Origin of the sequence: Paenibacillus sp. OSY-SE (genome assembly GCF_000283315.1) — a bacterium.
Taxonomy (GTDB): domain Bacteria; phylum Bacillota; class Bacilli; order Paenibacillales; family Paenibacillaceae; genus Paenibacillus_B; species Paenibacillus_B profundus.
The window spans coordinates 91984-111220 of sequence record NZ_ALKF01000194.1 but is presented as its reverse complement, the minus strand read 5'-3'; the positions used below and the strand labels follow the sequence as shown (position 1 = coordinate 111220).

Annotated in this window: 16 protein-coding genes and 1 riboswitch; of the genes, 3 read left to right on the top strand and 13 right to left on the bottom strand. The window is 53.6% G+C overall.

Translation table 11 applies throughout. The annotated features are described in order from the left end of the window. Positions 1-418 precede the first annotated feature (418 nt). The 5 genes from A372_RS34510 to A372_RS0121960 form a co-directional block, all read right to left on the bottom strand. Complete coding sequence (locus tag A372_RS34510; RefSeq protein ID WP_019423062.1) at positions 419-1852, bottom strand: MDR family MFS transporter; 1434 nt, start codon at positions 1850-1852, stop codon at positions 419-421. Between the two features lie 250 nt (positions 1853-2102). Further along, positions 2103-2807 carry an ABC transporter permease gene (locus tag A372_RS0121975; RefSeq protein WP_019423061.1) on the bottom strand — a complete coding sequence of 235 codons (705 nt, stop codon included), beginning with the start codon at positions 2805-2807 and terminating at the stop codon, positions 2103-2105. Between the two features lie 16 nt (positions 2808-2823). Beyond that, on the bottom strand, positions 2824-3723 hold the full coding sequence (locus A372_RS0121970) for a glycine betaine ABC transporter substrate-binding protein (protein ID WP_019423060.1): 900 nt from the start codon (positions 3721-3723) through the stop codon (positions 2824-2826). A 67-nt stretch (positions 3724-3790) separates the two neighbouring features. Continuing rightward, complete coding sequence (locus tag A372_RS0121965) at positions 3791-4450, bottom strand: ABC transporter permease (protein WP_019423059.1); 660 nt, start codon at positions 4448-4450, stop codon at positions 3791-3793. Between the two features lie 3 nt (positions 4451-4453). Further along, a complete protein-coding gene (locus A372_RS0121960) occupies positions 4454-5617 on the bottom strand; it encodes an ABC transporter ATP-binding protein (RefSeq protein ID WP_019423058.1) in 1164 nt (387 codons plus the stop codon). 443 nt (positions 5618-6060) lie between these two features. On the opposite strand from A372_RS0121960, the gene A372_RS0121955 reads away from it, so the two are divergent. Genes A372_RS0121955 through aceA form a run of 3 tightly spaced genes read left to right on the top strand, consistent with a single transcriptional unit; the run spans position 6061 to position 9208 of the window. Beyond that, the gene (locus A372_RS0121955) at positions 6061-6291 is read left to right on the top strand and encodes a hypothetical protein (protein ID WP_019423057.1); all 231 of its coding nucleotides are present in this window, start codon (positions 6061-6063) and stop codon (positions 6289-6291) included. Between the two features lie 6 nt (positions 6292-6297). After that, entirely contained in the window at positions 6298-7905 is a 1608-nt protein-coding gene (aceB, locus tag A372_RS0121950; protein WP_019423056.1) for a malate synthase A, read from the top strand. A gap of 19 nt (positions 7906-7924) precedes the next feature. Beyond that, entirely contained in the window at positions 7925-9208 is a 1284-nt protein-coding gene (gene aceA / locus A372_RS0121945) for an isocitrate lyase (RefSeq protein WP_036705000.1), read from the top strand. An 87-nt stretch (positions 9209-9295) separates the two neighbouring features. Here the strand turns inward: aceA and A372_RS0121940 are convergent, their stop codons facing one another. The 8 genes from A372_RS0121940 to A372_RS0121905 all read right to left on the bottom strand — a co-directional run bounded on the left by A372_RS0121940 (position 9296) and on the right by A372_RS0121905 (position 19233). Continuing rightward, a complete protein-coding gene (locus tag A372_RS0121940) occupies positions 9296-10591 on the bottom strand; it encodes an NCS2 family permease (protein WP_019423054.1) in 1296 nt (431 codons plus the stop codon). 268 nt (positions 10592-10859) lie between these two features. Then, positions 10860-10962: riboswitch (purine riboswitch) on the bottom strand. Between the two features lie 652 nt (positions 10963-11614). Next, positions 11615-12130, bottom strand: coding sequence for a DUF2179 domain-containing protein (locus tag A372_RS0121935; RefSeq protein ID WP_019423053.1), 516 nt, complete (start codon positions 12128-12130; stop codon positions 11615-11617). A gap of 1094 nt (positions 12131-13224) precedes the next feature. Beyond that, entirely contained in the window at positions 13225-14844 is a 1620-nt protein-coding gene (locus A372_RS0121930) for a cobyric acid synthase (protein WP_019423052.1), read from the bottom strand. 7 nt (positions 14845-14851) lie between these two features. After that, complete coding sequence (gene cobS, locus A372_RS0121925) at positions 14852-15694, bottom strand: adenosylcobinamide-GDP ribazoletransferase (RefSeq protein ID WP_019423051.1); 843 nt, start codon at positions 15692-15694, stop codon at positions 14852-14854. Then, on the bottom strand, positions 15691-16257 hold the full coding sequence (cobU, locus tag A372_RS0121920; protein ID WP_019423050.1) for a bifunctional adenosylcobinamide kinase/adenosylcobinamide-phosphate guanylyltransferase: 567 nt from the start codon (positions 16255-16257) through the stop codon (positions 15691-15693). Before cobU ends, cobS begins: the two co-directional genes overlap by 4 nt. After that, a complete protein-coding gene (gene cobT / locus A372_RS0121915) occupies positions 16254-17318 on the bottom strand; it encodes a nicotinate-nucleotide--dimethylbenzimidazole phosphoribosyltransferase (RefSeq protein WP_019423049.1) in 1065 nt (354 codons plus the stop codon). The genes cobU and cobT overlap by 4 nt, the downstream gene beginning before the upstream one ends. Positions 17319-17350: 32 nt before the next feature. Beyond that, on the bottom strand, positions 17351-18193 hold the full coding sequence (locus tag A372_RS0121910) for an ABC transporter ATP-binding protein (RefSeq protein WP_019423048.1): 843 nt from the start codon (positions 18191-18193) through the stop codon (positions 17351-17353). Further along, positions 18190-19233: a FecCD family ABC transporter permease gene (locus tag A372_RS0121905; protein ID WP_019423047.1), complete on the bottom strand. Its 1044-nt coding sequence runs from the start codon at positions 19231-19233 to the stop codon at positions 18190-18192. The genes A372_RS0121910 and A372_RS0121905 overlap by 4 nt, the downstream gene beginning before the upstream one ends. Positions 19234-19237: the final 4 nt, after the last annotated feature.

Genomic DNA, 19237 nt, shown 5'->3' with positions numbered 1-19237 from the left:
CCTTTGTCGGCCCCAGCTCACTTCCATCAGGAAACGGCATCCCCTATTCAGCCCCAGCTCACTTCAATCAGGAAATGGCACTCCCTTTGTCGGCCCCAGCTCACTTCAATCAGGAAATGGTACGCCCCATGACGACTCTTGTTCCTGCCATCATGATCAGCCGCTTCATGCCATGGTATGTATACAAAAGGCCATGTGCCTTATCCCTGTCGTTAACCATCCTGACTGTATGGGAGAATGGAGCTAAGGACCATTATACGGAAGTCAACGAACATATCCTCGTTTGAAAAGGAAGGAAGGCTGACATTCTGAATGAAAGGGAGATTGAAGCAATGGACGGACTGACATACCTTCTCCGAAAAGAGCAAGTAATGAGCCCAAGGCGAAGTTAAATAGAAAGCCGACCGTAATGGCCGGCTCAGGAGGAAGCACTCACCGAAGAAGCGGACTTCTGCAGCTCCATCGGGTGGTTGCGGTTCGGCGTTCTGCCGAGAAAATATACTAGCGGCAAACCGAGTAATGTCATAATGACGCTAATAAAGTTAATATCGTTAATGCTTAACGTGAACGCTGCATTTTGCAGCAGCACCGGATCCGAAATACTCCCTTTCAATTCGGCCAGATGGGTGATGGTCCGTGCCGCTAGCAGCGAGCTGAACAGACCGATGGATAGGGAGGCCAACCCCTGCCGCAGCCAACTGTTAATGGAGGAGCCATAACCGGACAATTCCCGCGGAATGGCTGACATCCCCGCATTCATCGCTGGCGTATTCGCAAGCGCGATGCCCACGTTGCGCACGGCCATCCAGAACGTAATGTACCCATGAGGCGTGTCGACATGCAGGCGGCTCATCTCATACGTAGCGAATGCCATAAGCAACAGTCCGACGAAAATGAGCTTGACTGGACCAAAGCGATCGTACCAGCGCCCAGTGAACGGAATGATAATAGCCATCAGGGCAGAGGCTGGAAGCAGCACGAGACCTGAAGTAAGCGTCGAAGCCCCCTGAACATTTTGCAAAAAGAGCGGTGTCAGCAAAGCCCCTGCATATAAGCTAATCGTTAAGATGGACACGAGCAGCATGCTGAATGTATACCGCATATGACGGAATACCCGGAAGTCCAGCAGCGGCTGCTCCATCTTCAGGGAACGGCGGACAAAGAGCGCAATGATTACGATACCCACACCGATCAGACCAAGCGTCTGCCATGAAGTCCATCCCCAACGCGCTCCATTCCCGAACGCAAGCAGCAAGGACAAGCTGCCTAGCATGACACTCACAAAGCCGATACGGTCAAACCACGCCTTCTCGCTAATGCGGTACATCGGAATAAAGCGGACGACCGCCACCATCGCGATAAGTCCAATCGGCACGTTAATCCAGAACAGCCAATGCCAATCGCCCACATGAACGATCCAACCAGCCAATGTCGGTCCGACAGCAGGTGCGACCATGGCGGACAAGCTCCACAGACTGATCCCCAACGCTTGGCGTTCCTTCGGGATCACCTGATATACAATCGTCATCGTCGTCGGCATAATAATGCCGCTGAAGGCGCCCTGCAAGACGCGGAACACAATTAGGCTGCCCTCGCTCCAGGATAGTGCGCACAGCACGGAGCAAATGACAAAGCCGCCCAATGCAACAAGATAAAGCCGTTTCGTGCTGAATCGGTTGCCGAAATAAGCTACTGCAGGCGCAATGATCCCTGTAGCCAGCATAAAGCCGGTTAGTACCCATTGAATCGTAAGCAGGTCGGTGTGGAAATGCTTCATTAAGACGGGAAGTGCGATATTAATCGTATTCGTGCTTAATACCGCCAAAAAGTTGCCGAAGAATATAGCAAACATAATACTCCAGAAGGTTCTATTCGATATGGTCTTTTCTCCTTCACCCATTCCATCCATCACTACTTTCTGTCTATAAAATAAAAGATACATTACAGTAATTAATGTAAGAACTGACATGAAACGTCTTGCTTTTAAAGTTTACTCCCCTCTCGTTATAGTGTCAATATTGACATATGAAAAGAGCAAAAAAAGCCGAAAGTCAATTTACACAATCAACTTTCGGCTCTGCGGTGTCCCGCATTTTTTGCAATTATACCGTCGGTGATGCGGACGGTTCTTTCTTTGATCCATTCCTGCTTGACTTGCGCTCGGACAAATTCAGCCTGCGCTGCAGCGCGCCTAGCACAAGATCCGCGACAATGGCGAGCAGTGCCGCCGGAATGGCGCCGGCATAGATGCGCAGCGGGTTCTGCCCGTTCAGTCCGGAATATATCTCCCGGCCCAACCCGTCGCCGCCGACAAGCGGAGCTATCGTCGCTACCCCGATCGCGATGACCGCAGCAATGCGCAATCCCGTCAGCATATAGGTGAGCGCAAGCGGGAACCGAACTTTAAACAATAGCTGCATCGAGCTCATGCCAACACCACGTCCGGCCTCCACATAGCTTGGATTGACCTGCTTCAAGCCGACATACGTATTTCTGACAATCGGATTGAGTGAATACAGAAGCAATCCAACCACGACCGTCGTCGTGCCGAGGCCGAACGCCAGCATTAGCAAGACGAGCAGAGCCAAGCTCGGAATGACTTGCAGCGTGCTGGTTACGGCAAGAATGATCTTGGCCAGCTTCTCGTTACGGGAACATAGCACGCCCAGCGGAACACCGATGACAAATGCCAATCCTACCCCCGCCAGCACCATAATGACGTGTGTAACAAAATACTCCCACAATAAATCCGAATTCCGTCCCATATAAGACAGCAAATCCGCGATGGTCCATTGATAATCACCCATGTTGCGCCTCCTTTCGTTACTTCTCGAGCAGACCGGTTTCTTTCAAATAATTGACAGCCACTTCACGTTCGCTCTTCTTCTCAATATCTACTTGATAATTCAGATCTATCATCGTCTTCTCATCGAACTTGCCGATAAGCAGTCCGATGACATCGTCCAATTCCGGATATTTCTCAAGCACATCCTTGCGTACGACCGTAGATGCGTCATACGGAGGAAAAAATTGCTTATCATCTTTAATCGTCGTCAAATTAAATGCTTTCAGCCGGGAATCGGTGGAGTAAGCCAGCACGATATCAACCTGCTTGTTCGCCACCGCCGCGTAGACGAGACTTAATTCCATCGGAAATTCCTGTCCGAATTTGAAGCCGTAAGTGTTCTGAAAACCTCTGTATCCGTCCGTATCGCGCTCCAGCCAGGTCGTATCGACGCCTAGGCGAAGCTTGGCCGCATCCTTGGCCACATCCGAAATCGATTGATAACCCTTATCCTTGGCCAAATCTTCGCTGATGGTGAAGGCGTACGTATTTTCAAAGCCTAGCGGGTCGTACCATTTGAAATCGAAATATTGATCGAAGCCTTCTTTTGCTTGCTTGAGCACTTCTTCGCGGTCCTTCGTATCTTTTACTGGAAAGTGATTATTAAAGATTTCACCAGTATAAAGCGTCGCCATCTGCAATTCATTTTTCTTCATCGCATTAATGACGACTGGACTTGCCGCCAGATCGGGCAACACCTTTGCTTTCAAATCTGTACGATCCTCTATCAACGCCTTATACATCTCTGCCAAAATCTTCGTTTCCGAGAAAGTCTGGGTACCGATGACAATGCGATTGTCAACGCCGCACGAAGACAGAAGTATCATTAACGCCAGCATGACAGCGGTCATGCCAGCAGGCCATTTCCAATGTTTCATACCGTATCCTCCTCTACTAAGCCGATCCATTCGCTACACCGACTGTACACCCCGTTTGCGTACGGCATTATGCCGTAATGCTGCTCGTCCGTCCGAAACGGCGTGTCAGTACTCTTTCCAACCATCCGAGCAGACCATCGATCAAGAACGCCAGCACAATTGCTCCTAAAGCGCCTGTAATGATCAATTCCGGCTTGTTTACGCCCAGCCCTGACACGATAAGCTGTCCGAGGCCGCCAGCGCCAATCAGCGCTGCAAGCGTAGCCCAACTGATAATATAGACGCTAGTGACGCGGATGCCAGACATAATATACGGCAGCGCCAGCGGAAGTTGGATGCGAATGATGCGTTGAAGCGTGCCGTACCCCATTCCCCGCGCCGACTCCAGCACGCCGCGATCGACCGAATCAAAGCCGTCGTACGTGTTGCGCAATATCGGCATAATGGAATACAGGAACAACGCGATGATAGCCGGCTTCATGCCAATGCCCATCAGCGGGATGAGAATGGCAAGCAAAGCTAGGCTCGGCACGGTCTGCAGCAGATTCGCCAAGAAGAATACAATGCTGTTCAACCAGTTGAAACGGTTATAAACAAGCGCGATTCCAAGCGGTATCGCTACCAGACATCCGAGCAATACAGCTGCTGCCGATATCGTCAGATGATCCCGCAAGGCAACGGCAATGTCTGCACCTCGCTCCTGCACAAATGACAAGAATGCATTCATTCGTTAAGCCTCCTCTCCGAACGTATTCGCTAAGCTGTCTACAATGGACGGATACACTTCCGACAAGTGCTTGACGACACTCCCCCGAGTAATAAGCCCTACGAACTTGCCCGTATCATCGACGATAGCCAGGTTGGTCAAGCGATGCTCGCTCATCATCTTCACCGCATCAGGCAGCGGTGTTCCGGGACGCACCAAATATCCGATCGGCTTCATGACGTCTTTCACCGTCTTGTTCTCTTCACCGTATTGATCCAATACGTTGTAGATGGATACGATACCCTGCAGCTTATGTTGCCGATCCACGATAAACAGCGAGTCAACCTTGCGCCGTTCCATCATTTTGATCGCTTCCGCCAGACCCCGGCTCGGGAAAATCGTTACCGGATTAGGCACCGTAACTTCATCGACGATCGGTATGTCGATGCTAGTTTCGCTATCCATTCGCTTCTGGCCGATAAAGGTGCGCACGAAGTCGTTCGCAGGATGGCGGAGAATTCGTTCCGGTGAGCCGGTCTGGATCACTTCCCCGTCTTTCATCAGCACGATCGTGTCCGCAATTTTGATCGCTTCGTCCATGTCATGCGTCACGAACACAATCGTCTTATTCAGTTCTTCCTGGAGTCGAATCAACTCATCCTGCAGCTGTTCACGGCTAATCGGGTCTAGTGCGCTGAACGGTTCATCCATCAGGATGACGTCCGGGTCGGCGGCGAAGGCACGGGCTACGCCAATGCGCTGCTGCTGTCCGCCGCTCAGCTCTGATGGATAGCGATCGCGGTATACCTCCGGATCCAAATTAACTAATCGCAGCAATTCATCTACGCGTTTATCGATTGCAGCTTTATCCCATTTTTTCAAGTGCGGCACTACGGCAACGTTCTTGCCAATAGTCATATGAGGAAACAAACCGATGTTCTGAATAACGTATCCGATATTGCGCCGAAGCTCGACTGGGTTCTGCTCGGACACATTTTTGCCGTTGATGAGGATTTTACCGCTTGAAGGGGTCATTAAGCGATTAATCATTTTCATAGTCGTAGACTTACCGCATCCGCTTGGACCGATAAGAACGGTGAGTTCGCCTTTCTTGAACTCAAGGTTAATCTCTTTCAAGGCTTGGAAGCCGTCGTCGTAAACCTTTTTCACGTGTTGAAACTCAATCATGCACCGTTCACCTCTTTTATAAAATTAACTAATAGAACGTTGTTTCACGTACTGAAACTATTATGTTTATTATTTCATAACTTTTTCTATATGTAAATGTTTATGCTTGTTTCAGCCGCCTGCGTTAGAACGCAAAATCTTATTTTCACAAGCAAACATAAGCATAACTTATAAATAAACCGAGCTTGGACTTATGAAACAAAAACTGCAAAAAACTGCGCCAGTGTCCGCTGCAGTAAGCCTTCCCCTCTTTCATTATGCGCAATTGAAAAGATTTTATCGGCATGGATAAAACATGTTGCTCCAGTAGGATGGCGAGCAAGTGGATGGAAAATTTTAATAAAAAGGGGCTTTTCATTTTTCGAAGTCCTGTTATAATACAGATTAGTGATTTAGAAAACTGTATTATAACAGTAATCCACTATTATCAGGAGGCGATTGAAATGGACTGCTACTACTGCCATGGCAACGGGGAAATGGAATGCTTGAAATGCGACGGCACAGGGAGTCAGGAGGAAACTGGCGAATGCCGCACGTGCCAGGGGCACGGCTATACACCTTGCTTACGCTGCAACGGCAGCGGCAGCTTGGACTATGCATTCGATGAGCAAGATTCGATTGCGAACATTTTGCAATCCGTCTATTTGAGCCCAAACTTCAGCAGAGGGAGGTAACCAATCATGACAAGAACGTCCTCACACAATTGCAAGGAAATTGCCGTACTTGGTCCTATGCCGGAATCGTTCGCGGATATTTTGACGCCGGAAGCACTCGCTTTCCTCGAGAAGCTGCACGAGCAATTCAATCCGCGCCGACGCGCTCTGCTCACAATCCGCGCCGAACGGCAGCGCCGGCTGGATGCAGGCGAACTGCCCGATTTCTTGCCGGAGACGACGCAGATCCGGGACAGTGACTGGACGGTCGCGCCCGTGCCTGCCGACCTGCAGGATCGGCGGGTGGAGATTACCGGTCCTTCTGGAGACGCGAAGATGGTCATCAATGCGCTTAACTCCGGCGCCAAGGGCTTCATGGCCGACTTCGAAGACGCCAATTCCCCAACGTGGGAGAACACCATCCGCGGACAGATGAACATGCGCGACGCTATCCAGCGCACCATTTCTTACACGAGCCCGGAGGGCAAATCATACCGCCTGAACGAACGGACGGCTTACCTGCTTATCCGGCCTCGCGGATGGCACCTAGAGGAGAAGCACATCCGCATCGGCGGAGAGAACATCTCCGGCAGCCTCGTCGACTTCGGCCTTTACTTCTACCATAACGCGCAAGCCCTCATCCAGAATGGTTCTGGCCCTTATTTCTACCTGCCGAAGCTGGAATCTCACCTTGAAGCACGACTGTGGAACGATGTGTTCGTGTTCGCCCAACAAGAGCTTGGCATCCCACAAGGGACGATCAAAGCGACGGTTCTCATTGAAACGATACTCGCCACCTTTGAAGCCGACGAAATTCTATACGAGCTGCGGGAGCACAGCGCCGGCTTAAACTGCGGCCGGTGGGACTACATCTTCAGCTTCATCAAGCGGCTGAACCGCCATCGGCACGCGCTGCTCCCCGATCGGTCCCAAGTGACGATGACGGTGCCGTTCATGCGGGCGTATACGCAGCACGTCATCCGTACGTGCCACAAGCGCGCCGCCCATGCCATGGGCGGCATGGCGGCCCAGATTCCGATCCGGCACGATGCCGCCGCCAATGCGAAGGCGATGGAGCAGGTGCGCGCCGACAAGCTGCGTGAAGCGAACGACGGCCACGACGGCACATGGGTGGCCCACCCGGGGCTCGTGCCGATTGCGATGGAAGTGTTCGACGAGCGGATGGAGGGTCCGAATCAATTGGATAACAAGCGCGAAGACGTGCATGCGACGACGGAGGATCTGCTGGCCATCCCGGAGGGGACGATAACCGAACAGGGACTGCGGACGAACATCAGCGTCGGCCTGCAATATATCGAAGCGTGGCTGCGGGGTTACGGCGCCGTGCCAATCTTCAACCTGATGGAGGACGCGGCCACAGCCGAAATCTCCCGAACGCAGGTATGGCAATGGATTCGCCATCCGGAAGGACGTCTGGCGGACGGCACCGACATTACGCTCGAGCTTGTCCTGAAGCTGACGGAGGAAGAATTGACCGCGATTGAAGCTCAGCTCGGCAAGGAAGCATTCACAAGCCGCAGGTTTGCGGAAGCAAAGCGGTTGTTTACGGATTTGGTGAGCGAAGAGTCGTGCAGCGAGTTTTTGACGGTGACGGGCTATGAATTGTTGGGATGAAATCATTGAATGTGAGGAGATGGCTGCTGTGACGGAGAGACATGCGATTCAACAATTGGAGACAAGATGGAAAAGTGAGCGCTGGAAAGGCATTACCCGCTCTTATTCGGCGGAAGAAGTCATTCGGCTGCGCGGCTCTGTGCAGGTGACGCATACGCTGGCGCAGATGGGGGCGGAACGGCTGTGGGAGCTGCTGCATACCGAAGATTACGTGCACGCGCTCGGCGCCTTGACCGGCAACCAAGCCGTACAGCAAGTTAAGGCCGGGCTGCAGGCCATTTACTTGAGCGGCTGGCAGGTGGCTGCGGATGCGAACCTGTCGGGACACATGTATCCCGACCAGAGCCTGTATCCGGCGAACAGTGTACCGCAGGTCGTGAAGCGGATTAATCAGGCCCTGCAGCGGGCCGATCAGATTCAGCACGCGGAGGGGAAGGGCGGCACCTACTTCTTCGCCCCGATCGTGGCCGATGCCGAGGCAGGCTTCGGCGGGACGCTGAACGTATTCGAGCTGATGAAGGCAATGATTGAAGCGGGCGCAGCAGGCGTCCATTTCGAAGACCAATTGTCTTCGGAGAAAAAGTGCGGACACCTCGGCGGCAAAGTGCTCCTGCCAACGCAGCAGGCCGTCCGCCACTTGATTGCCGCCCGCTTGGCCGCCGACGTCATGGGCACCGGCACGCTTATCATCGCCCGCACCGACGCCAACGCCGCCCAGTTGATTACAAGCGACGCCGATCCATATGACCGCCCGTTCCTGACGGGGCAGCGCTCGCCGGAAGGCTTCTATTATACGCGCGCTGGACTTGATCAGGCGATCGCGCGCGGACTTGCCTATGCGCCTTATGCGGACCTCGTCTGGTGCGAGACATCCGAGCCGGACATGGATGAAGCTCGGCGCTTCGCCGAAGCGATTCATGCCAAGTATCCCGGCAAGCTGCTGGCTTACAATTGCTCGCCGTCCTTCAACTGGAAGAAGAAGCTGGACGACAAGGCGATCGCCAGCTTCCAACACGAGCTTGGACGGATGGGCTACAAGTTCCAGTTCGTGACGCTGGCCGGCTTCCATGCGCTCAATTACAGCATGTTCGAGCTGGCGCGGGGCTACAAGGAGCGCGGCATGGCCGCTTACTCGGAGCTGCAGCAGGCCGAATTCGCCTTGGAACCGCTCGGCTACGAAGCGGTGAAGCATCAGCGCGAGGTCGGCACGGGCTACTTCGACGAAGTGACCCAGGCAATCTCGGGCGGCACCTCGTCCACGACGGCCTATGCGCAGTCGACGGAGGCGGAGCAGTTCACGTAAGGATGCCGATTCGGTTGCTGTCCAAGCAAGCGTAAACACAATGACCGCCCCTCTGATGAAGGGCGGTCATTGTCTTGCGAGAACCAATCAAGCGATATATCCAATGTAGGCAATGAACAGTACGGTCAATACGTACATAATCGGATGTACTTCGCGGAACTCGCCTTTTGCCATTTTAATGACCGTATACAAAATGAAGCCGAGCGCAATGCCAGTCGCGACTCCATAAGTGAACGGCATGGCTACGATCGTAATGAAGGCCGGGATGGCTACCTCAAGCTTCTCCCATTTGACAAAACGCACCTGCGAAGACATCATCGCGCCGACTACAATGAGGGCAGGAGCTGTGACTTCGGTCGTCACGACAGACAGAAGCGGCGAGAAGAACAACGCCAATGCAAATAACAAAGATATGACAACGGAAGTGAAGCCTGTCCGCCCGCCTGCGGCAATACCTGCCGACGATTCAATAAACGATGCCGTCGTCGTCGTACCAAGGACGGAACCGACGAAAGAGGCGGAAGAGTCAGCCAAGAGTGCCCGGCCCGCATTCGGAATCTGGTTGTCCTTCATCAAGCCTGCTTGGCTTGCAATTGCAATGAGCGTGCCTGCTGTATCGAAAAATCCGACGAATAAGAAAGTAAACACCACCGCCAGCAATTCTGGGGTAAACATTTTATCAAGATGCATGAACGCAGCGCCGAACGTAGGCGACAGACTCGGAATCGTGCCCAAGATGCTTGTCGGCAATGGAACCAATCCCGAAATCATGCCGACAACCGTCGATATAATCATGCCATAGAAGATGGCCCCACGCACATGACGCACGAGCAGAATAACTGTCACAATGAAGCCAAATGCTGCCAGAAGCGTCGGCCCGGAACGAAAATCGCCGAGCGTGACGAACGTGGCGTCGCTCTTGACAATAATGCCCGCATTCTTCAAGCCCATAAAAGCAACAAAGAAGCCAATTCCGCTCGCAATCGCGAATTTCAAGTCTTCTGGAATGATGGCAATAATCTTCTCACGAACTTTAATTAGACTCAAAATAATAAATAAAATGCTCGATACGAATACGCCGGTCAACGCCGTCTGCCACGATATGCCCATGCCGATGACGACCGAGTACGTAAAGAAGGAGTTGAGACCCATGCTCGAGGCGACGCCAATCGGGTAATTGGACAGCACCCCCATGAGCAGCGTTCCGATAATCGCCGTCAGCGTCGTCGCGGTAAATACGGCGCCGCGGTCCATGCCGGCTTCACTTAAAATGATGGGATTGACGACCAGTATGTAGGCCATGGAGAGAAAGGTCGTCAAACCCGCAATAATTTCTTTGCGATAGGTCGTTCCCCGCTCCGCAAATTGAAAAAAAGATTTCATGGATGCGCCTCCTGATGATTGCTTGCACGTTATTTTATTTAGAGCAGAATTGGTGTTTGCCGTTTTTATCGCCATAAGGGATGGTTTCGTTTTCACTTTAGCGCTTCAGAGAACTTCTTAATGGGTCAAAAAAAAAAAGCTCTGGCGCCTTGCTGTCCGCAAAGTCCAAAGCTTGTACTGTACATCAACTGGAGATATCCGGGGTCCGCTGCGCTTCGTGCCACGCATGAACTCGTCCCGTTGAAGGCAAATCGCCAAGCTCATTTATCCTCCAACATGCTCTCCTTGTAGCCAAGCTCTTTACGGGTAGCTTTGTAGAAACGTCCGCGCCTTATTCACGAACCTATACAAGGGCAATATGTATATGTGAAAACCAACTCTCCAACTTTATCAGCGATCGAAGGTCGAGTCAAGGATATCTGTTATAGCCTTTTCGACGTTGTTCTTTTGAATACAATCCACAAAACGCAGTTAATGGAATCGTGTCTATTGGCCATTAGACAATTTGGATATTATCGAGCTTATCAAGTCCATTGGATGCGTCCCGCCTGACGTTGCTCATTGCACATTCCTTGTCACTTTAGATGCTCCCCACCAGTCGTAAGACCATTCGTACCTTCCATTTCACTTTCGATTCCTCGAAGCGTATCCATTGGAAATTTTCCAACCAAATTGATGTCAAAGGACGTTAATCGACGTTTGGTTGGATTCTATGCAGTGGATTTACCCGATAGTTAGCTTTGAAGCAAGAAAAAGTCCATTTGACTGGATGTTTTCCAATCAATAGACGTCATTCGGACTCATACCAGTAAAACTACTGTACTATTTCCAATGGATGATGATACTGTGATGGGTTGATCTAATAGATGATGCTGAGATGCGTTGATCCATTAGATGATGGTGAGGAATAGGTTGGTGATGAGATAGGTGTGCTTACCTAGATGGATAGTGAGATTGGTTGTGCTGGTAGGAACTTGGCTGCATATAGTCACGTCTGTATAAAAAAAGACAAAGGCTGCAGCATTAACGCCGCGTCACCTTTGTCCAGAATCCACCGTGCAGATGGCTCGGCTCTGATGTTACGATAAAAGCTTTCGGTTCGATATCCAATATCGAGGCATACAGCTTATTCCGGTTCTTCCGCCGGGAGAGCACCTCCAGCATAAGACGGTGTCCGTCCCGCCCGCTGCCGATCCATGTCGTCACGCCGTATCCATGGTCGCGCAGATGGTTCGGAAGATCGCTTTCCGGATTGTTCACAATGACCTTGAGAACGACATACCCAAGGGCGATTTTGTCCTCAATCCACGATCCGACCAACACCCCGATACCGTAGCCGGCCGCATAGACGATGAGGCTAATCGGTTCATCCAAATATTTTAACACCATATTCAAGCCGAGCACGTAGATGATAATCTCGACCGTACTGAGCGCTGCGGCCAAATACCGCTGCCCCTTTAAAGTGAGAATCATCCGCAAAGTGAAAAATGAAACGTAGACGATTTGGATGGTGAAAATTGCGAGTAAAATCGTAAACATAGCGCGTTCCTTTCCTTCCGCCGAAGCAGCTGCAAAGCGTTTGTTATATGAAGCTCATTACCCCTCTTCCCCATCCCAGAAACGATGGCAAAAAAAGAAGAGCCCTAGCACATTTGCCAGACTCCCTTGATTGTAATCCCTTTACAGCTGCAACACAAGCCAAATTAGCGCCGATTGAACGCTGCCAACTGAATGGGCAGCCCTGTCCGTTAGAATGCTGCGTCTGCTTGGACAGCCTAACGGCATAATCCTCCCATGCGCGCAAGTAGTCCAGCACCCAATGCCCTCTCTTTTCGATGCGATGGAGCTAAATATCCGTCCCACTATGCCAGCATATTTCTGGCGTCTGATGATACGGCAGCCGTCACCAAGGCAACCACTTCGCATTCCAATTCTGTTTTTGACGAACTTCACCTGTTTGCTAGAAATGATAATCATTATCATATATGTTGTCAAAATCCTCGCTCTCGCATAGAAGAGCATGTCCAGACTGCCCAGGCCATTTGCAAGCGACTCTCAACTTTTAGTTTGCTCCAACAATCGTACGGGACTGCTCGCTCCTCTAAAAAAGGGCTGCAAGAAGTCCTTTTTCCCACTCACCCCTTTATTCAGAATAACGTGTATCCTATCGATCAACTAGTTGGTAACGTCAGTCGCTCTTCACTGCGGGAATCAGCACCTTCTTTAACGCTGCAAGAAACCTCGTGGACCCGCTCCAATAAGAACAAGAATACATCCATATCTCATTCAATAAGCCATGGTCCTTAGCAGCTAAAGCTGTTCCTTGAAACATCTGAATAATGGGGAGAGTGAGCAAAGGGGAAATTCAACGACACTTGGCTTGCTCAATCTGAATCTTGGGGAGAGTGGGCAAAGGGGCGTTTGGGTCGACTCTTCCATGCTGAGTCTTGGGAAGAGTAAACAAAAAGGCACGGTGAGGCTAAGGAAAAAGCAGCCCGGAACTAATGACGCTAGTTCGAGACTGCCAATAACATAATCCTCCATACGAAGACATGACAATTGTGTCCGTCCCCTATGTAACTAACTCTATTTCATATCAGCGGCTGCGATGCTTGCAGCATTCCGTTCACCTATCAGCGTCCGCACTCGCGCAGAATGCGATATATCTGGTCCATGTCCAGATGCTCGCGAACCGCATCCGCCAAGCGATCAAAGGCAGCCTCCCGTTGAGCGCCGAAATTCAAATCGCTCGGGAGAGGAGCGAGCCCCTTGGCCTGGCGCAGACCATTCAACCAGCCTCTGCGGAACCCGTCGTTATGGAATAAGCCGTGCATATACGTGCCCATGATGCGCCCGTTCGCATGGAGCATGCCATCATAGCCGTCATAACCGTCAAGGACCGTCCCGTCTTCTCCGTTCGCCTGCAGCTTCAAGAGCGGTTCGGCTGCGATATCGGACTTCGTCCGGACCGAGCGGCCCATATGGATCTCGTAGCCGTCCATGCGGCAGCGATAAAGCGGAGTGTCGCGCAGCATGGACGCAGACACTGTGCCTTGCACCCGTTCCGTCCGTTTATCGGTTGCGAACTCCGTCTCCATCGGCAGCAGCGCCAAGCCGTCCATGACAGTGCCCGCTTCCGTCTCTGCCCCATATGGATCCAGAAGGCGCTCGCCTAACATCTGATAGCCTCCGCAAATGCCGACCACGACGCCATCCTTCGCATAGGACATAACCGCTTCAGCAAGTCCGTTCTCGTTAAGCCATTGCAGATCCGCCATCGTGCTCTTGGTCCCCGGAATGATGATTGCATCCGGCGCACCGAGCTCTTGAGGGCGGCGAATATAGCGGATGCGCACGTCTCGTTCCGCCGCCAGCGGGTCAATATCTGTGAAATTGGATATACGGGGCAAGGCTACGACGGCAATATCCAAGTCGTTCTCCGGCAGCACCTTCCCCTTCCACTGCTCAAGCGCAACGGAATCTTCCGCTTCGATGTCCAGATCATCCGCATAGGGCAGCACGCCGAGCACCGGAACCCCGGTCCGCTCCTCGAGCCAATCGAGTCCCGGCTGCAGCAGTGTGACATCCCCCCGGAACTTGTTGATGATGAAGCCCTGCACCCGCTCCCGTTCATGCGGCTCCAGCAGCTCCAGCGTGCCGACGATGGAAGCGAATACGCCGCCGCGGTCGATGTCCGCGACAAGCAGCACCGGCGCTTCCGCCCACGCCGCCATATTCATGTTGACGATATCGTTCTGCTTGAGATTGATTTCAGCCGGACTGCCGGCCCCTTCCATCACGATGATATCGTAGGCAGCGCGCAGCCGGTTCACCGCGTCTACCACAGTTCGCTTCGCTTCGGGCAGGAAGCGGGTGCGGTAATCGCGTGCGCTTAGGTTCATGTAAGGCTTGCCATGCACGACGACCTGAGACTGCATGTCCTTCATCGGCTTAATCAGCACCGGGTTCATATCCGTCGTCGCCATAATGCCGCAAGCTTCCGCCTGCACGCCTTGCGCCCGGCCAATCTCCTTGCCATCCGGCGTAACATATGAGTTCAACGCCATATTTTGCGATTTGAACGGAGCGACATCGTAGCCATCCTGCTTGAAGATACGGCATAGCGCAGTCGTAACGACGCTCTTGCCGACATCGGATGCCGTTCCCTGCAGCATAATCGTTCGCCCCTTGCCGCCGCCTTCGTCACATAACGGAACACGCACAGAAGCGTCCTTTCCTTTGTCCACATCCATCAACTGTTCACCCTTTCCATCCGGTCATCAGCACGAGCAGCAGCAGCAAGAATGTTTCCGTCAGCTCGTTCATCGCTCCATAGGTATCGCCCGTCAAGCCTCCGAGCTTCTTGGACAAATAACGCGAGCATCCCCATGCGGCACCCATCCCCAGCACAGGAGCGCCAAGCAGAAGCCACCACGGGTGAATCGCATATGCAGCTATCGCTGCGAAGGAAGCAGACCGTCCGGCCATTTCAAGTGGCACCGACACCATAATATACACGATCGCCAGACTAAGCATAAGTGCGGAAAAGACTGCGCCAAGCAAATGTCCCCGGTGCAATCCTTGAAAATAACTGCCCAGCCCCGATTCCGCACGCGCATACGGCTCGTTCGTCATGGCCCATACCATTGCCGCTCTGGACCAGATAAAAGGGACGACAAGCCACAGCTGCCACGCCCCGGCCGTCATTAAACTTGCGATAAGAGACCACTTGAGCAACAACACGAGGATACAGGCGATGACCCCCATCGCTCCGACACGGCTGTCCTTCATAATTTCCAGCATTCGCTCGCGGGAACGATGGCTCAAGACGCCATCCGCCGTATCCATCAGCCCGTCCATGTGCAATCCGCCGGTAAGGGCAACAGCCAGCGCCAGCGTCAATACCGCAGCCGGCCCTGCGGGCAGCACAAGCTGCAAGCCGAGTCCCGCTCCCCATATCAGAACGCCTACGATGCATCCCGCCCAGGGGTAGAACAAGGTGCTTCGCTTGAGCACCTCGTTCGTAAAAGGAACATTCACAGGAACCGGAATTCTGGTCAGAAACTGCATTGCCGCAATAAATGCCTGCAGCCATTTCTTCATAGCTGAACCATCCTGCTCTTTATTTCGATCGGTATGCCCGCCGTGACGAGATACACTTCATCTGCCCGTGCCGCAATACGTTGATTCAATCGACCCGCTGCATCGCGAAAGATGCGCCCGAGCTTGTAAGCGGGCACGACACCGCTGCCGACTTCATTCGTCACCATCACGATGGTGCCTCGCGCCGCCGCCAACGCGTCCAGCATATCGTCGATACGCGCGTACAGTCTTTGCTCTATCTCCGGGCCTTCCCCCAGCTCCCGCTCTGCATGCAGCAACTCGTTCGAAAGCCACAGCGTCAGACAATCGACGAGCACCGCCGGTTCATCCGCTTCCTTCACCCATTCCGGCAATTGCAGCGGACAATTGGCGGTGAGCCACGCATAGCCGGAAGCCTCTCGCTCCGCTTGATGCAGCCGGATTCGTTCCTGCATCTCATCATCATGCGCTTCCGCCGTCGCGATATAAGTGCCCCCTTGCGGGGCCAGCTTCTGGAGCAGCCGCTCAGCGAACGTGCTCTTCCCGCTGCGCGCGCCGCCGGTTACAAGGATGACACGGCTCATTGGCCGTCATCCTTACCGGATACGCCAGCTTCGGCAAAGGTGGCCATCTCACGCATAATGCGCAAGGAGGCATCGATGAGCTGGAACATGAGCACTCCACCTGTCCCTTCGCCCAGTCGCATATTTAGATGCAGGCACGGCCGCAATTCCAATTCCGCCAGCAGCGCCGCATGCCCCCGTTCCTCCGACAAATGCGATCCTATCAAATACGGCTTCACGCCAGGAGCCAAGCGGACGGCGGTCAAGGCGGCCGCGCTGGATATGAAGCCGTCGATGACGACCGGCGTGCGATTCGCCGCCGCACCGAGAATGACGCCGACCAAGCCGGCAATCTCCAAGCCGCCGACCTTCGCCAGCACATCGAGCGCATCTTCCGCATTCGGCTGATTCACTTCGAGCGCGCGGCGGACGACACTGCACTTATGTTCCCATTGGGCATCGCCGATGCCTGTTCCGCGTCCGACCGCGTCAGCCGCTGGCAAGCCGGTAAACGCGCACAGAATGGCGGCGCTGGCCGTCGTATTGCCGATTCCCATCTCGCCTGTCGAGAAGAGACGGTATCCGGCTTGAACACATTCCTGCACCGTATCCACACCGGCCTGAAGGGCGGCTTCCGCCTCCGCACGCGTCATCGCAGGCCCCTTGGCCATGTTGGCTGTCCCTCTTCTCACCTTGCGCGACTGCAGGTTCGGGTCGGCCAAGTCGGCATTGACGCCTACATCGACACAGATGACGTCGGCCCCGGCTTCGCGTGCCAGCACGTTAACCGCCGCTCCGCCATGCAGGAAGTTATGAACCATCTGCGGCGTTACCTCGGCCGGGAATGCGCTGACTCCTTCTTCACAGACTCCGTGATCACCTGCCATGACAATGACTGCCTTCTTCTCTAACAGCGGCTTCGCTTCGCCTGTAATTCCCGCCAACTGAACCGCAAGGTGCTCAAGCAGGCCCAAGCTTCCTGGGGGCTTCGTCAATTGGTTCTGATGCTGAAGCGCTGCCTGCATCGCTTGCTCGTCTACAGGCTGAATTCTGTCAATAAGTCGTTGAAGTTGTTCGGTCATCCCTGTTCATCTCCGTTGTCAATAATTTTGGTTTACAAATTCGTCTGCGCATTGCCGTGCTGAGGGCAAATGAGCACCTGCGGCCGGCCGATCTCCGGATGCGGCACGATCGTCGTCCGCGTCGCGAAGATGCGTTCCAGCAGATCCGCAGACATCAGTTCATCCGGACTTCCCTCCGCGATCAGCTTGCCCTCGTGCAGCACGATGAGGCGGTCGCAATAGAGGGAGGCCAAGTTCAAGTCATGCAGCACCGACACGACCGTAAGGCCGCAATCTTGCTGCCAATCCCGCACGACATCCATGAATTGGACTTGATAATGGATGTCGAGGTAGGTGGTCGGCTCATCCAACAGCACGATGCTCGGCGACTGGGCCATCAGCTTCGCCAGCGCAGCCCGCTGCCGCTGTCCTCCGCTTAATCGGTCAAGCGGACGATCCGCGAGTGGAGTCAACTGCAGCCGATCCATAATGCCGTCAATGAACGGACCGCTGTCTTCGCCTTCCGAACCGAGCCACGATTGATATGGGAATCGTCCCATCTCAACAATTTCGCGCACGGTGAAGTTGAGCGGAGGCAGCGCCTCCTGCTGCAGCACCGCCATCAACTGCGATAACGCCTTGCGCTTATAAGAGGCAAGCGCCCGTCCCTGAATGCGGACACGTCCGGCAGACACGGTATCCGCCCCCGATACGAGCGACAAGAGCGTCGATTTCCCGCTTCCGTTCGGTCCGATGATGCCGACCCATTCTCCCGGCTGCACGGAAAGCGATACGTTGTCGAGCACCGTTTTGTCGCCATAACGTTTGCACAGCCGCTCCGCGTGAATGATTGGTTCCGCTGATTGCGCCTCCTGCTGTGCCGGCATATGTCTCATGACCATTTCCCCCGTTTCGCACGCTTGTTCCGTATAAGCAGGTAAGCAAAAAATGGCGCGCCGATAAATGCAGTCACCACGCCGAGAGGAATTTCCGTCGGCGCAAACGCCGTTCTTGCAATCGTATCCGCCCACATCACATAGATTGCGCCGCCCACCGCTGAGAGCGGAATCAAATAGCGGTAATCCGGACCGACGATTAAACGCAATATGTGCGGAACGACCAAGCCGACAAAGCCGATGACGCCAGATACGGACACCGCCGCCGCCGTAATTAATGTGGCGGTAAGCAGCACTACCCACTTCGTGCGCTCCACATGAAGCCCGAGATGAGAGGCCTGCCGCTCGCCCAATGCGAGCAGATTAAGCGGTCTTGCATAGGAAATGAGAATAATGATGCCGATAGCCAAGTAAGGGCCCAGCACAACCGTATAGGACCATCCGCGCAGCGCCAAGCTGCCCATGACCCAGAACAATATTTCGTTAATCGTTTGCTTCGTCATCGCGACTAGGAAGGAGACGATCGCGCCAAGAAAGGCTTGCATAACGACCCCAGACAAAATAAGCGTTTCAATCGGGATTTTCCCGCCGTCATTGGCAAGCCGCATGACGATAATAAGCGTCAACGTCCCTGTTGCGAACGCGACGACCGGAATGGTCCACTCTCCGAGCAGCGCGTATTGGAGCCCGAAGTATATAAGAAGAGCCGCGCCGACGGACGCGCCGGACGATACGCCCAGAGTGTACGGGTCAGCCAACGGATTGCGCAGCACGCCTTGAAACGCGGTGCCTGCCACACCGAGCGCTGCTCCGACCAACATCGCAAGCACGACACGCGGAAAGCGCACCTTCATCATAATTTGCGCAGAGGCGTCATCCCAGGTCACCGGAACGATAGAGTCCAAGCCCGGTATATGATGGAGCAAGATGCGTGTCATTTCACCTAAAGGCATCTGCACCGAGCCGACAGCCAAACATCCCAGAACGGACAAGAGGAGAAGCGCAAAGCTCGCTCCTCCATACCATACAATCTTTTTCATCTAT

Excerpts from the sequence above, each read along its gene's own strand:
- A372_RS0121975 (WP_019423061.1), bottom strand. The coding sequence starts at position 2,807 with ATGGGTGATTATCAATGGACCATCGCGGATTTGCTGTCTTATATGGGA.
- A372_RS0121955 (WP_019423057.1), top strand. The coding sequence starts at position 6,061 with ATGGACTGCTACTACTGCCATGGCAACGGGGAAATGGAATGCTTGAAA.
- cobU (WP_019423050.1), bottom strand. The coding sequence starts at position 16,257 with ATGAGCCGTGTCATCCTTGTAACCGGCGGCGCGCGCAGCGGGAAGAGC.
- A372_RS0121930 (WP_019423052.1), bottom strand. The coding sequence starts at position 14,844 with ATGGATGTGGACAAAGGAAAGGACGCTTCTGTGCGTGTTCCGTTATGT.
- A372_RS0121905 (WP_019423047.1), bottom strand. The coding sequence starts at position 19,233 with ATGAAAAAGATTGTATGGTATGGAGGAGCGAGCTTTGCGCTTCTCCTC.
- A372_RS0121960 (WP_019423058.1), bottom strand. The coding sequence starts at position 5,617 with ATGATTGAGTTTCAACACGTGAAAAAGGTTTACGACGACGGCTTCCAA.
- cobT (WP_019423049.1), bottom strand. The coding sequence starts at position 17,318 with ATGACCGAACAACTTCAACGACTTATTGACAGAATTCAGCCTGTAGAC.
- aceA (WP_036705000.1), top strand. The coding sequence starts at position 7,925 with ATGGCTGCTGTGACGGAGAGACATGCGATTCAACAATTGGAGACAAGA.
- A372_RS0121965 (WP_019423059.1), bottom strand. The coding sequence starts at position 4,450 with ATGAATGCATTCTTGTCATTTGTGCAGGAGCGAGGTGCAGACATTGCC.
- A372_RS34510 (WP_019423062.1), bottom strand. The coding sequence starts at position 1,852 with ATGTTTGCTATATTCTTCGGCAACTTTTTGGCGGTATTAAGCACGAAT.
- aceB (WP_019423056.1), top strand. The coding sequence starts at position 6,298 with ATGACAAGAACGTCCTCACACAATTGCAAGGAAATTGCCGTACTTGGT.
- A372_RS0121910 (WP_019423048.1), bottom strand. The coding sequence starts at position 18,193 with ATGAGACATATGCCGGCACAGCAGGAGGCGCAATCAGCGGAACCAATC.
- cobS (WP_019423051.1), bottom strand. The coding sequence starts at position 15,694 with ATGAAGAAATGGCTGCAGGCATTTATTGCGGCAATGCAGTTTCTGACC.
- A372_RS0121935 (WP_019423053.1), bottom strand. The coding sequence starts at position 12,130 with ATGTTTACGATTTTACTCGCAATTTTCACCATCCAAATCGTCTACGTT.
- A372_RS0121970 (WP_019423060.1), bottom strand. The coding sequence starts at position 3,723 with ATGAAACATTGGAAATGGCCTGCTGGCATGACCGCTGTCATGCTGGCG.
- A372_RS0121940 (WP_019423054.1), bottom strand. The coding sequence starts at position 10,591 with ATGAAATCTTTTTTTCAATTTGCGGAGCGGGGAACGACCTATCGCAAA.